At 52.7% G+C, this 14,141-nt stretch carries 12 protein-coding genes; 7 read left to right on the top strand and 5 right to left on the bottom strand.

Annotated elements, in window-relative coordinates; genetic code table 11:
* The first annotated feature begins 1 nt into the window (after nt 1).
* From HMPREF3107_RS03145 to HMPREF3107_RS03165, 5 genes are all read left to right on the top strand, one after another.
* On the top strand, nt 2–1,129 hold the full coding sequence (locus HMPREF3107_RS03145) for a glycosyltransferase family 9 protein (protein ID WP_070453344.1): 1,128 nt from the start codon (nt 2–4) through the stop codon (nt 1,127–1,129).
* Nucleotides 1,129–2,193 carry a dTDP-glucose 4,6-dehydratase gene (gene rfbB / locus HMPREF3107_RS03150; protein WP_070453347.1) on the top strand — a complete coding sequence of 355 codons (1,065 nt, stop codon included), beginning with the start codon at nt 1,129–1,131 and terminating at the stop codon, nt 2,191–2,193. The genes HMPREF3107_RS03145 and rfbB overlap by 1 nt, the downstream gene beginning before the upstream one ends.
* Before the next feature lie 128 nt (nt 2,194–2,321).
* Nucleotides 2,322–3,188, top strand: coding sequence for a glucose-1-phosphate thymidylyltransferase RfbA (gene rfbA, locus HMPREF3107_RS03155; RefSeq protein WP_070453350.1), 867 nt, complete (start codon nt 2,322–2,324; stop codon nt 3,186–3,188).
* Between the two features lie 54 nt (nt 3,189–3,242).
* A complete protein-coding gene (gene rfbC / locus HMPREF3107_RS03160) occupies nt 3,243–3,785 on the top strand; it encodes a dTDP-4-dehydrorhamnose 3,5-epimerase (RefSeq protein WP_070453619.1) in 543 nt (180 codons plus the stop codon).
* A gap of 195 nt (nt 3,786–3,980) precedes the next feature.
* Entirely contained in the window at nt 3,981–5,030 is a 1,050-nt protein-coding gene (locus HMPREF3107_RS03165) for a glycosyltransferase family 4 protein (RefSeq protein WP_070453353.1), read from the top strand.
* Between the two features lie 56 nt (nt 5,031–5,086).
* Here the strand turns inward: HMPREF3107_RS03165 and HMPREF3107_RS03170 are convergent, their stop codons facing one another.
* The 5 genes from HMPREF3107_RS03170 to HMPREF3107_RS03190 form a co-directional block, all read right to left on the bottom strand.
* Entirely contained in the window at nt 5,087–6,520 is a 1,434-nt protein-coding gene (locus tag HMPREF3107_RS03170) for a putative phage abortive infection protein (protein ID WP_070453356.1), read from the bottom strand.
* Between the two features lie 161 nt (nt 6,521–6,681).
* Nucleotides 6,682–9,153: an NAD-dependent DNA ligase LigA gene (gene ligA, locus HMPREF3107_RS03175; RefSeq protein WP_070453359.1), complete on the bottom strand. Its 2,472-nt coding sequence runs from the start codon at nt 9,151–9,153 to the stop codon at nt 6,682–6,684.
* A gap of 91 nt (nt 9,154–9,244) precedes the next feature.
* Complete coding sequence (locus HMPREF3107_RS03180; protein ID WP_070453622.1) at nt 9,245–10,714, bottom strand: cell division protein ZipA C-terminal FtsZ-binding domain-containing protein; 1,470 nt, start codon at nt 10,712–10,714, stop codon at nt 9,245–9,247.
* Between the two features lie 82 nt (nt 10,715–10,796).
* Complete coding sequence (gene ampD / locus HMPREF3107_RS03185) at nt 10,797–11,345, bottom strand: 1,6-anhydro-N-acetylmuramyl-L-alanine amidase AmpD (protein ID WP_070453362.1); 549 nt, start codon at nt 11,343–11,345, stop codon at nt 10,797–10,799.
* Between the two features lie 89 nt (nt 11,346–11,434).
* The gene (locus HMPREF3107_RS03190) at nt 11,435–11,866 is read right to left on the bottom strand and encodes a DUF4870 family protein (protein ID WP_210391382.1); all 432 of its coding nucleotides are present in this window, start codon (nt 11,864–11,866) and stop codon (nt 11,435–11,437) included.
* 143 nt (nt 11,867–12,009) lie between these two features.
* On the opposite strand from HMPREF3107_RS03190, the gene mltG reads away from it, so the two are divergent.
* Nucleotides 12,010–13,005, top strand: coding sequence for an endolytic transglycosylase MltG (gene mltG, locus HMPREF3107_RS03195; protein WP_070453627.1), 996 nt, complete (start codon nt 12,010–12,012; stop codon nt 13,003–13,005).
* 87 nt (nt 13,006–13,092) lie between these two features.
* The gene (argB, locus tag HMPREF3107_RS03200) at nt 13,093–13,986 is read left to right on the top strand and encodes an acetylglutamate kinase (RefSeq protein ID WP_049251305.1); all 894 of its coding nucleotides are present in this window, start codon (nt 13,093–13,095) and stop codon (nt 13,984–13,986) included.
* Nucleotides 13,987–14,141: the final 155 nt, after the last annotated feature.

Consider the following 14,141-nt stretch of genomic DNA (forward strand, 5'->3'; position numbering starts at 1 on the left):
GATGGGGATTCCATTTTCCAAACGCCTGATTATTCGTTTTTGCGGTCAGAAAAAAACCTGTCCCGATTTTGATTTCCATAGGGTTGAATCCATACTGATACGCCCACTTGGTGATGCGGTCGGCGATGCGGTAATCAACCTTGCCTATGCAAAACAATTGAAAACCGTTTATCCGCATCTGAAATTGGGGGTTTTGGTAACGCCGCGTAACAGGGCAGTTTTTTCCTTTTCCCCGCTGATAGATGAATTAATCGACAAAAAGCCTGCCAATTATTTGAAACAGCGGAAAAAATGGCAGCTTTTTCTGGATTTCAGCGAGCATTTCGACAGCCCTAACATTATTTCCTCTGCCGTCCTTGCCCCGCAGGCTGTCATGATTTTCAGAAAGAGAAGCCATAAGGGATATTATTCTTTGAAAAATATCCGCAATTATGACTTTTACTGCCCCTATCCTAGGGACAGCCATGTCGTGGATCACCTTCGTACTTCCGTCTTCGCCGATTATTTTCAACTGCCGCTGGCTTTGCCAGAACTGTCGGTAAGCGAACAGCTACAAGACGGCATCCTGCCTTTTTGGGGCGGGCAGCCCGGTCAAATCCTTGTCTTTGTCGCTCCGCAAGGCAGCGTGCCCGATAAGTGTGTCCCCGCGGAAGAAACAGCCGGTTTGCTCAATCGGGTTCATGCCGCATTGCGTCCGAATATCCGTTTTTTATTATGCAACGGTAAAACAGGAGCCGAATATTATCGGCAACTCAAACCTTTGTGCGATGCCAATATCGATATAGGCTTGTCGCCCGAAACATCGGTTGGGGAGTATATTGCTTTGACCGCATCGGCGGATTTGGTTATCGGTGTGGACAGCGGCACGGTTCATTTGGCCTGTGCGTTGTCCAAGCCCTTGCTCAGTTTTTATGTGAACCATAACCTCGATACCTGGGGGCCTCTGTATCATCCCCATGTCCCGCATTTTACGGCAGTCGCACACGCAAAACAGCAAAAGCGCGATTCGGAGGAAGTCGCTTGGCGGTCACGTGGTGATTTCCCTATGGACGAAGCGGCTGCCTGGTTCAATCGGGAAGCTGCCACACTGTTGCGGGAAAAACAGGGTTTGGGGTCGGAAAAATTCTGATGAATATCCTGATAACGGGCGGCGCGGGCTTTATCGGCTCGGCAGTCGTCCGCCATATCATCAAAAATACTCAGGATTCCGTCGTCAACCTCGACAAACTGACCTACGCAGGCAATCTCGAATCGCTGACCGACGTAGCCGACAACCCGCGTTACGCCTTTGAGCAAGTGGACATTTGCGATCGTGCCGAACTTGACCGCGTGTTTGCCCAACACCGGCCAGATGCCGTCATGCACTTGGCAGCGGAAAGTCATGTCGACCGCTCGATCGATTCCGCAGGTGAGTTTATCCAAACTAACATCGTCGGCACGTTCAACCTGCTTGAAGCCGCACGTGCCTACTGGCAACGGATGCCGTCTGAAAAACGCGAAGCTTTCCGTTTCCACCATATTTCCACTGACGAAGTTTATGGCGACTTGCACGGCACGGACGATTTGTTTACCGAAACCACGCCATACGCCCCATCCAGCCCCTACTCCGCTTCCAAGGCGTCCAGCGACCACCTTGTCCGCGCATGGTTGCGCACTTACGGCCTGCCGACCATCGTAACCAACTGTTCGAACAACTACGGTCCATACCATTTCCCCGAAAAACTCATTCCGTTGATGATTCTGAACGCGCTCAACGGCAAACCACTGCCCGTATACGGCGACGGGATGCAAATCCGCGACTGGCTGTTTGTCGAAGACCACGCCCGCGCACTGTATCAGGTTGTTACCGAAGGCGTTGTTGGAGAAACCTACAATATCGGCGGGCATAATGAAAAAGCTAATATCGAAGTGGTCAAAACCATCTGCGCACTGCTGGAAGAACTCGTTCCCGAAAAACCGGCCGGTGTGGCGCGTTACGAAGATTTGATTACCTTCGTGCAAGACCGCCCCGGCCATGATGTGCGCTATGCCATCGACGCCGCCAAAATCGGCAGGGAACTCGGCTGGAAACCGCAGGAAACATTCGAATCCGGCATCCGTAAAACGGTGCAATGGTATTTGGACAACAAAACCTGGTGGCAAAATGTATTAAACGGTAGTTACCGTCTGGAACGCTTGGGAACGGTGAAATAAGTTTTCAGACGGCCTTTTTGAGATACAAGGCCGTCTGAAAACATTATTTGCGTCTTGCTTCGTTTCAATGCCTTATTCAAATATGGCTTAAAACAATACCCGGCTCATCAATACTTCAGGAGAAACCCATGAAAGGCATCATCCTTGCCGGCGGCAGCGGCACACGCCTCTACCCCATCACGCGCGGCGTGTCCAAGCAGCTTCTGCCCGTGTACGACAAACCCATGATTTACTACCCCCTGTCAGTATTGATGTTGGCAGGAATACGCGAAATCTTGGTCATCACCACCCCTGAAGACAATCCTTCTTTCAGACGGCTGCTCGGTGACGGCAGCGACTTCGGTATCTCCATCAGCTATGCCGAACAACCCAGTCCCGACGGCTTGGCGCAAGCATTCATCATCGGCGAAGAATTTATCGGCAACGACAACGTCTGCTTGGTCTTGGGCGACAATATTTTCTACGGCCAGTCGTTTACCCAAACCCTGAAACAAGCCGCCTCCAAAAAATACGGTGCCACCGTATTCGGCTACCAAGTCAAAGACCCCGAACGTTTCGGCGTCGTTGAATTTGATGAAAACTTCAATGCCTTATCCATCGAGGAAAAACCGAAACAGCCCAAATCCGATTGGGCGGTAACAGGCTTATATTTCTACGACAACCGCGTGATAGAGTTCGCCAAACAAGTCAGGCCGTCTGAACGCGGTGAATTGGAAATCACCAGTCTGAATCAAATGTATCTTGACGACGGTTCATTGTCTGTTCAGTTGTTGGGGCGCGGCTTTGCATGGTTGGACACCGGTACGCACGAAAGCCTGCACGAGGCCGCCTCATTCGTCCAAACCGTGCAAAACATCCAAGACCTGCAAGTTGCCTGCCTCGAAGAAATTGCCTGGCGCAACGGCTGGCTTTCAGACGGCCGCTTGGAAGAACTGGCCAAGCCGATGACAAAAAACGAATACGGCCAATATTTGCTGCGCTTGTTGAAAAAATAATGTTTGAGGCTGTCTGAAACTTTTCAGACGGCCTATTAGATGAAAGATAAAACAATAAAAATCATTGATACCTCCATCCCCGAAGTCAAACTTTTAGAACCGCAAGTCTTCGGCGACGCGCGCGGCTTCTTTATGGAAACCTTCCGCGACGAATGGTTTAAGGCCAACGTCTGCGACCGTACCTTTGTGCAGGAAAACCATTCCAAATCAGGCAAAGGCGTATTGCGCGGCCTGCATTACCAAACCGAAAACACGCAAGGCAAACTCGTGCGCGTCGTTGTCGGCGAAGTATTTGACGTTGCCGTCGATATGCGCAAAGACTCGCCGACTTTCGGCAAATGGGTGGGCGAAATCCTGTCGGCGGAAAACAAACGCCAACTGTGGGTGCCAGAAGGTTTTGCGCATGGTTTTTATGTTTTGAGCGATGAAGCCGAATTCGTTTACAAATGCACGGATTATTACAACCCGAAAGCCGAACATTCGCTGATTTGGAACGATCCGTCAGTCGGCATCGAATGGCCGCTACAAGGCGAACCGAATTTGTCGCCCAAAGACTTGGCAGGCAAACCGCTGAGTCAGGCGGTGTTGTTCGATTGAGTGATTGAGGCCGTCTGAAACGTTTTCAGACGGCCTCTTTAAATGTTTTCGGGTAAAATCCGAATAATTTTGACAAGGGGCCCCGAAGATTTACCACGCCGGAGTGTGCATAAGGCGCATGTCGATGCGTTGCCCTGAATAAACCCCCAAACCTGCCGCCCCGAAGGGCGGAGTTCAACCATTAAGGAAATCTTGATGAAAAACACCGCAATCAGCATCAACGTTTTCCGCAGCGGCGGCGGCATGGAAAGCTATACTTTCGACTTGGTCAAGCAAATGACGGCACAAGGGCGTACAGTGAAAGTATATGCGGCGAAATTTGACTACACACTGCCGATTTACCGGCACATCGAACCCGTTTTAATCAACCAAAAAAAAATCCCGAAAAAATTGCGGCCGTTTTTTTTCGCCCGCCAGCTCGACAGCATCCGCCGCAAAGACGAATACCTGATTGCCTGCAACCCCGCCGACCATGCCGACATATACATTTGCGGCGGCAACCATCTGGGCTACCTGCGCGCGATGGGGCAGAAGCCGAACCTCATCGACCGACTGACCATCCGCCGCAACCGCAGCAACTACGCCACGGCCAAATCCATCATGGCGCATTCGGAAATGATGCGGCGCGAACTGGTGGAACTGTATCAAGTGCCGTCTGAAAAAATCCGCACCGTCTATCCGCCGGCCGACACAGAACGCTTTTTCTCCCGTCCGGACGGCATCGCCGCCACACGCCGGCAATACGGCTGGCGCGACGATGAAACCGTTTTCCTGTTTCCGTCTACCGGTCACAAACGCAAGGGTCTGGATTTTCTGGCAGAATTTTTCGAACGTACCGAGCTGCCCGTCAGGCTGGCCGTAGCCGGTTCGCCACTGCCGCGCCCGATGAAGAATGTGCAGGAACTCGGCTTTTGCAACAATATGCCCGATTTATACCGCGCCGCCGATTACACCATCATGGCCTCGCTGTACGAACCCTTCGGCTTGGTGGGCATCGAATCGGTGTTGTGCGGCACGCGCGTCGTACTGGCCGACAACATGGCCTGTTGCGAAGTGATGAAACCCGAAGCGGGCTTTTTCTTCAAGCGCGCCAACCCGCAGACTTTGGCCGATGCCGTCGCCCGCGCAGTTGCCCTGAAAGCAGGCGGTGCGCACCGTATTGCCTCCCCGTTGCAGGCTTTGAACTATGACCCGACGTTGGCGCACCATCTTGCGCAGTTGGATAAAATGCTGCAGGCCGTCTGAAACGGTGTTTTCAGACGGCCTTTTCGAAGTGAAAATTATGAGACGGGATAAATCGTTTAGTTATCTTCAATTTGTAGAAATTCTAACCATGCTTTTTTGTTATTTTCTAATCGTTTTAAGTCAATATCAGGTTTATTTATATTCTCTTCACAAGTTGTTATTTTCTCCCTTAAGACTTTAATATATTTATTTTTCCATGTGTCAAAATCATCATTGGTAATCTCAATATCAGAGAGTTCTAAGTCATAAAATTTAAGTGGATGCTGGCTTTTAGATTTAACGTGGAAATCGTATACTTCACTAATATGAAGATATTCAAAAGGATCATTAAGAGTATTAAGTTTTCTTAGAAAAATTTTCCTGTGTTCTTGTTGAGAATCTTTATATTTTTTTATGCAGTTATTTATAGATTGATCAAGTTTTTCTCTGAACTTAGATTTTAATTTTTTAAGAATGCTGTTCTCTCTCAAAGCATCTGCTGTATCTTTGTAACTGGTTAGAATGAGAAAGTGAATAATCTTATCTTGCGGGTTGTTTTTTACGAAATTTTCTACTTCTGAAGAATCTAATATTCGTTTTTCAGAATTTAATATTTCTGAAGTTTTTAAATCTAATTGTAATTGTTTTAGTAGTTTATATCTATTTAATAAACCTTGAAAAATATAAGGTGTTTCTAAATCTTTATTCTCTGAGTATTTATCTGGTGTTAAGCAGTATAATGCCAAGAGTTTAAGTATTTCATTTGGTATGAAGGAGCGAAGGATATCGCTATATAATTGTTCTTGAATATTGATATATTTTGTACTGATTTTCTGTCTAATTTCTACACTATTTTCCAAAAAATCTTCTATTTTTATTTTAGTATTTTTCTCATCATTATTGGCTGGCTCTTTGTTCTCATCTCTTTTGGATAGGCTTATACAAATAAATTTAAGCATTTGAAATAATAAATCAAAATATCCTTTTAGGGTGTGGTTATGATTTATAATTTCTATTGCGTGATAATTACTCATCTTTTCAGATGGTTGTGCTTCAGTAATAGTATCAAGCCCTTTATAGCGACTTTCAATGTCCCCGTTTATTTTAGCAATATCAGTTTCAACTTTTTCAATAACCTTATTATGTTGCTCCAACAAAGAAAAAAATGTCGATTCAAATTGTTGCAGATTAAAAATCTCTGATTGGCGGCTTTGTTGTTCTACCTGTTGGCGTTGCTGTTCCGCCGCCTGTTTCAACTCTTTGCGCGTTGCTTGCATTTCCTGTGCTTGCTGATGAATAGTATAGAGCAGGCCGATAAGGGCTAGGAAGCTGATGATGGGGTTCAGCGTGCCACCCAGATAGTCGCCGAATGTTCCCCATGTGGCGGAATCGTTGGTTACGGATAAGTTTTTGAAATAAGCGATATACAATCCCAAAATGATAAGAAATGCAGCGACGGCGGCTCCGCCTAATACCCATAATAAGCGATTGGGTTTATTCCCTCTGTCCATGGTTTTTCCTTTTATTTACACCCATAAAGGTCGTCTGAAAATTTTCAGACGACCTTATTTTATAAACTCGAATCAGCAATATCCATGCCGTTGTTTCCGCATATAGGGGAATTGCGATGCGGGGATTTCCTAGTTTAATCTGCGGTATGTTTGGAGGGTATTCAGTCCAGCATCGCCAAAAGCTCTTCCTCGCTCAATACCGCCACACCCAAGGCATTGGCTTTTTCCAGCTTGCTGCCGGCGGCTTCTCCGGCGACGACGTAATCGGTTTTTTTGGACACGCTGCCGGAAACTTTGCCGCCTGCTGCTTCGATCAAGGCTTGGGCCTGGTCGCGCTTGAGGGTGGGCAGGGTGCCGGTTAACACAAAGGTTTTGCCTGCTACGGCTTCGTTGAGGCCGTCTGAAAACGCTTCGTCTTGATTTTCAGACGGCGTTTGAAAGAAGAAGGTTTTTAGGTTTTCGAGTAGGGCGGCGTTTTGTGCTTCGCTGCGCCATGTTTGCCAGTCGGCGGGGAGGGCTTTGTCGGTTTGCAGGCCCTCTATGCTTTTGCCGGCGAGTTCCCATAAGGCTTGGGCTTTGTTTTCGCTGATTTTGAAACCGGGCAGGCGGGCAATCCAACGTTGCGGCTCGGCGTGGCGGGCGGGCGGGATGGTAACGGCTTGGGTTTGCGGGGCAACGCCTGCGGCGAGCAGCTCGTCTATCATCGCCTGCTGCGCGTCTTGGGCGAAGAAGTGGGCGATGGAGCGGGCGACGACGGTACCGATGTCGGGCAGGCAGGCGAGGATGGGTTCGGGTGCGCGGCGGACGTGTTCCAACGTGCCGAATGCTTGCGCCAGCGTTTTGGCGGTGCGTTCGCCGACGTGGCGGATGCCGAGCGCGAACAGGAAGCGGGCGAGTTCGGGCGTTTTGCTGGCTTCTATGCCTGCGAGGATGTTTTCCGCCCACTTGGTCGGCTGTTTTTTGCCATTTTGGGTGTTGGATTCAGGCAGGTCGGTTAAAACCGTTTCTGCGTCGTCGTTTTCGTTTTCAGACGACCCTTTATCCGCCGTTTCCTTCATTTTTTGTAAGGTCGGAATGTCGAGGCGGTAGAGGTCGGCGAAATGGCGGACGAGGTCTTGGGCGACAAGTTGCTCGATTTGTTTTTGACCGAGTCCGTCGATGTCCATAGCCTTGCGCGAGGCGAAATGGATTAAGCCTTGTGCGCGTTGTGCCTGACAAAGCATACCGCCGCTGCATCGGGCGACGGCTTCGCCTTCTTCGCGTTCGATTTCGCTGCGGCAGATGGGACAGTGGGTCGGCAGGCGGTAGGGCTTGTGGAGCGGAACGGATTGGGTTTGGTTTGCGGACGGTGTTTCGGCAAACAAGTCGTCTTGTTGCTGCTTGAGGCCGTCTGAAACGGCAACGGCGTTTTCCTGCATCGGGCGACGTTCGAAAATCACGCGCACGACTTCGGGAATCACGTCTCCGGCGCGGCGCACGACGACGGTATCGCCGACGCGAACGTCTTTGCGCGATACTTCGTCCTGATTGTGCAGGGTGGCGTTGGTTACGGTTACGCCGCCGACGAATACGGGTTGCAGGCGGGCGACGGGGGTAACGGCTCCGGTGCGCCCGATTTGCACATCGATGGCTTCGACGACGGTCAGTGCTTCTTCGGCGGGGAATTTGTGGGCAATCGCCCAGCGCGGCGCGCGAGAGATGAAGCCGAGTTCGCGCTGTTGCGCCAAGCTGTTGACTTTGACGACCATGCCGTCGATTTCGTAGGGCAGTTCGGGGCGTTTTTGCTGCATTTGTTCGTAAAACGCCAATACTTCGTCGATATTTTTGAAACAGCCGAAATTGCCGTAGGGCAGGCTGAAGCCGAGCTCTTGGAAATAGGCGAGTTCTTGGATGTGTTCTTCAGCCTCGAAACCGCCTTGCTGACGGGCGACGGAGTAGGGGAAAAAGTGCAGTTTGCGCTGCGCGGTAATGCGCGAATCGAGTTGTCGCAGGCTACCGGCGGCGGCGTTGCGCGGATTGGCAAAGGGTTTTTGCCCGTTTTCAGCTTGTCTTTTATTGAGAGCGGCGAAATCGGCTTTTTGCATCAGCACTTCGCCGCGTACTTCGATGAGTTCGGGCGTATTTTCGCCGTGCAGCCGCAAGGGGATGTTGGCGACGGTTTTGACGTTTTGGGTAACGTCTTCGCCCGTTGCGCCGTCGCCGCGTGTCGCCGCCTGTACCAGTACGCCGTCACGGTAGAGCAGACTGATGGCGAGGCCGTCGAATTTGGGTTCGATAACGTATTCGGGATTGCCGCCGTCCAAGCCGTCGCGCACGCGTTGGTCGAAAGCGTACATTTCGGCATGGTCGAACACGCCGTTTTCATTTTGCGGGGAAAAGGCATTGGTCAGCGACAGCATCGGCACTTCGTGGCGCACTTCGGCAAATCCCGCCAAAGGCTCGCCGCCGACGCGCTGGGTCGGGCTGTCGGGCAGTTTGAGCTCGGGATGGTTTCGTTCCAGCGCTTCGAGTTCGCGGAATAATTTGTCGTATTCGGCATCGGGTACGCTGGGTGCGTCGAGGGTGTAGTATTCGTAGGCGTAGCGGTTGAGGAGGTCGGTGAGGTGGCGGATGTGTTGTGCCGGGGTGGTCATATTGAAAAGGCCGTCTGAAAATCAAAACGGGCGCATTTTAACATGTCCCCGTTTTGATTTTCAGACGGCCTTGAGGCAGATTCTGTCCGGATTAGGAGAACAACCGTTGCGCCAGTTCGCCGCCGGGTTCGATGCCGACTTTACGCATTTCTTCTTGTCGCGCATTGACGTAGCGGCCGACATCTTTCAGCCATTCCATAGACAGTTCTTCCAGTTTGTCGTTAACCAAGTCCAAACCCAGTTCGCTGGAGAAGCGGACGGTTAAATCCATGAAGCGGTCGAAGTTTTTGCTGCCTGCGGGAACATGCGGGATGTCGAACAGGATGCTGAAACCTTTATAAGGCTGGGAAGAGAGCAGGGCGGCGGTGAACGCGCTGCCGTCCATGGTGACGATGCTGAACAGCGGGCGGCCATTGCCGTTGTCGAGGTGGAATGCCCCGTCGTGGCTCAATTCGAAGCCCGCGCGTTCGACGGCGGCCCGCAGTTCGGTACCGCTGACGGAGGTGCGCGAAATCAGGTGCATGGCGATGCTTTGGTCGACGCGTTCGCATAATTCGTCCAAAGGACGGGCGATTTCGAGGAAGGCGGGGATGTCCATCAGTTTCATGCCGGCATCGAGTTTGGCGGCAAATTCGTTGACTTGGCTGCCGAAGGCTTCCAATTCCTGCACGGTGGCCAGTCCTTTGCGGGAGATGGCTTGAAGCGCGACGATGAAGCCTTGGTAATAGATGTTGGGCACGGGTTCTACGGTCTGCCATACGCCGTCCATGGTGCAGCCGGCGATTTGGAAGCGGTGGCGGCCGGAAAAGCGGGGCAGGGAGCGGAATTCCTGCGGCTCGCTCAGGGAGATGTAGGCCATGTAGTCGAAGCGCGGTTCGAACCAGGGCAGCTCCTGTTTCACCATGTCGTCCAAGTCCATCAGCAATTTGCCTTTGGCGGTGTTTTTTTCCTGCGTGTATTTGGGTGCGGCAACGGAAGCGAAGGTGTAGTTGCCGTCTGTGCTGCCGGCTTCCTGAAGGACGGATTCCTTGGTTTCTGCTTCGGTGTATGTGTTTTTCTTGCCGCTGTCGTGTTCGGCGAGGAATTGCTCCATCACGAGGACGGCTTTTTCACGCGCGGGTTTTTTTTCCTGTTCGCGGATTTCGGCAAACGACAGTGGTTTGGCTGCTTCGTTTTGTGCTGTCTCGGCCTGGTCGGGTTCGGAGAAGAGGTCGGCCGGTGCGGTTTGCGCGGGCTTCTCTTTGGTCGGGGCAGGGCGGCTGTTTCCGACTTTCGCTTCCGCTTTGGCAGTAGGCTCAGGCGGGGCATCTTCGCGGGAGACGTCTGCCTGGCGGACGACGACCAGCGGTTTGCCCTGCTTGCCCTGCGGGGCGGCGACGCCGTGGGTTTTGCCGTCGCGCACGGATTCGGTTTGGCTTTCAAGCAGCGCGTCTTTGTCGGCGTGGCCGAATTGTTCACGCACTTGGCGGCGGTATTGGTTTTCCTGATACATGTTGTAGGCGATTACGCCCAAGATAATCAGCAGGCCGATGGCGGCCGCAATCCAGATTTTTGCGTCCATAAGTTTCCGTTTGTCGCTTATTCGGTTGGCAATGGCGTCGATTATAGCGAAATTCGCCGCCGTCATCAGCCGTATTGCTTTTTCAGACGGCCTGTGCGCTGTTGCAGCCGCCTATTTGCGCCCAGTCGAAGAAGTGTCCGGGGTCGGTTTTGCGGCCGGGGGCGATGTTTTGGTGGCCGGTAACGGCCGTTATCGGGTATTGGCGGCGCAGGGCGGCGAGCAGGCGGTTTAGCGCGTTGTATTGTTCGTCGGCGAAGGGTTCGAAGTCGCAGCCTTCCAGTTCGATGCCGACTGAAAAAGAGTTGCATTTTTCCCGGCCGCGAAACGAGGACGCGCCTGCATGATAGGCCATGTCGTCGCAGGAGACGAACTGCACCGTTTCGCCCGTGCGGGTGATGAAGAAATGGCTGGAAACGCGCAGGTCTTTGATGACGCTGTAAAACGGATGTTCCGTTTCGTCGATGTTGTTGGTAAAGAGTTTCTCCACCGTGCCGGTGCCGTATTCGAACGGCGGCAGGGAAATGTTGTGGATGACTGCGAGTCCGACGGTTTCGCCTGCCGGACGCGGTTCGCAGTTGGGCGAAAAGGCCTGCCGCGCACCCGACCAGCGGCCGTTGTGCCAAGTGTCCATGATGCTTGTCCGTATTGTCTGTGAAACGGTTTGGAAAGTTTTCAGACGGCCTTATGACGGCTGGAGGCCGTCTGAAAAAAGAAAAAGCCTTACATCAGCCAGCCGTCGGGCGTTACGGTTCGGTTGTCCAGCAGGCGGATGATGCCGACCACTACGCGGAAGACATACCATATTCCCACCAGCGGCATCAGCCAAAAACCGATTAAAACCAGCATCAGTATGGAGCAGATGACAAATCCGGCCAGCGAAACCCAGAAGGTTTTAATTAAAAAGCTGATGTGGTCGGCATAAATCGTACCGGCCATGTCTTCGCGTTTGACATAGGCGATGACGGCACCGATCAGGACGGCCAGTCCGCCGGTAAAAATGCCGGCTGCAAACAGGCCGTAAATCACATACATATAATTGCGCCGCTGCTCTTCGGTCATATCGGGCACGCCTGCCGCCTGCCGTTGGCTTTCCACCCTGACCGGTTTGACGTCGATAACGTCGTCCGACTGATGGTTCTGTTTGTTTTCCATCTGAACCCTGCCTTTCCTGATAGTGGTCGGTAACAACACGATACTTTACCCGCAGGCGGCCGCCGAGGCAAACAGGCCGTCTGAAATTGCCCGACGGATTCTTTGCCTTTATACTGCCGCACTTTGCATTTCCGCTTTTCCCTATGAAAAAAGCCTTTGTTTTCCTTTCGGCACTGATGCTGCTGTCGGCGGCTGTTTTCGCCGCCCTGCTGTTCTTACCGAAAACCAACCCGCAAACCTACCGCATCAAAATCGAAAACGGCCAGGGCATTGCCGCCGTCGGCAACCGTTTGGCCAAAGACGACATCATTTACAGCCGCCACGTGCTGATCGGCGCGGCCTACATGCTCGGCGTACACAACCGCCTGCAAAGCGGCAGCTACAAACTGCCGCAGAAAGTTTCGGCCTGGCAGATTCTGCAAAAACTGAAAAAAGCAGAGTCCGACACCGTAACCGTACAAATCATCGAAGGCATGCGTTTTGCCCAAATGCGCCGCATCATCAACCAGACCGCCGATTTGAAACACGACACCGCAGGCTGGAGCGACGAAAAACTGCTGAAAGAAATCGACCCTGAAGCAGGGTACACCCGCGCGGAAGGCCTGTTTGCCCCCGACAGCTACGAACTTGATGCCGGCAGCAGCGATTTGCAACTCTACAAACTCGCCTACCGCACCATGCAGAAAAACCTGAATCAGGCCTGGGAAGAACGCCAAAGCGGCCTGCCGTACAAAACCCCCTACGAACTGCTGACCATGGCCAGCATCATCGAAAAAGAGACCGCCCACGAAAACGACCGCCGCCACGTTGCCGCCGTATTCGTCAACAGGCTCAACATCGGCATGCGCCTGCAAACCGACCCCACCGTCATCTACGGCATGGGCGACGCCTACAACGGCCGCATCCGCAAAGCCGACCTCCAGCGCGACACCCCCTACAACACCTACACCCGCAACGGCCTCACCCCCACGCCCATCGCCCTGCCGGGCAAAGCCGCACTGGAGGCCGCCGCCCACCCCTCTTCGGAAAAATACCTGTATTTCGTTTCCCGCATGGACGACACCGGCCTGAGCCAGTTCAGCCACACCCTCGACGAACACAACGCCGCCGTCCGCCAATACATCTTAAAGCGCAAATAACTAAACAGGCCGTCTGAAAACGCCCTTTCAGACGGCCTCTGCCCGGCAAAAGCCGCGTTTACGACCCGACAGAAAAAAGGCAAACACATGAACGTACCGCACAACACCGTAACAGCCGAAACCAAGGCCGCCGTATTGGCCGAAGTCCTGCCCTACATCCGCCGCTTCGCCGGCAGCGTCTTCGTTGTCAAATACGGCGGCAACGCCATGACCGAACAACATCTGAAAGAAGGCTTCGCCAAAGACATCACCCTGCTCAAACTCGTCGGCATCCACCCCGTCATTGTCCACGGCGGCGGGCCGCAAATTAACGAAATGCTGGAAAAAATCGGCAAAAAAGGCGAATTCGTCCAAGGAATGCGCGTTACCGACGACGAAACCATGAGCATCGTCGAAATGGTGCTCGGCGGCCTCGTCAACAAAGAAATCGTCTCCCTGCTCAACCAAAGCGGCGCGAAAGCCGTCGGCATCACCGGCCGCGACAACCACTTCATCAAAGCGGAAAAACTCCTCATCGACACCCCCGAACAAACACAAGCGGACATCGGCCGCGTCGGCACGGTCGAAAGCATAGACACCGCCCTGATTACCGGCATCATCGAACGCGGCTGCATCCCCGTGGTCGCCCCGATAGGAGTGGGCAAAGACGGCGGTGCCTTCAACATCAACGCCGACCTCGTCGCCGGCAAACTGGCCGAAGAACTGAAGGCCGAAAAACTGATTATGATGACCAACACCGCAGGCGTGCTGGACAAAAACGGCAGCCTGCTGACCCGCCTCACCCCGCGCCGCATCGACGAACTGACCGCCGACGGCACCCTCTACGGCGGCATGCTGCCGAAAATCGCCTCCGCCATCGAAGCCGCCTCCAACGGCGTCGGCGCAGTCCACATCATAGACGGACGTGTTCCCAACGCCCTCCTGCTGGAAGTGTTTACCGACGAGGGCGTAGGCTCCATGATTCTGGGGCACGAAGAATAAAAACATTGTTTTTTCAGACGGCCTTTACCGCATCAAAAAAAGGCCGTCTGAAAACGAAGCTTCCGAAGCAGGCTGAGTTTCTGCGAAGCTAAAACGAAGCCGCCGAAGCAAACTGAGTTTTTACAAAACAAAAAACGTTTCAGACGGCCTCCCGA

Origin of the sequence: Neisseria sp. HMSC31F04 (assembly GCF_001807735.1) — a bacterium.
GTDB lineage: Bacteria > Pseudomonadota > Gammaproteobacteria > Burkholderiales > Neisseriaceae > Neisseria > Neisseria elongata.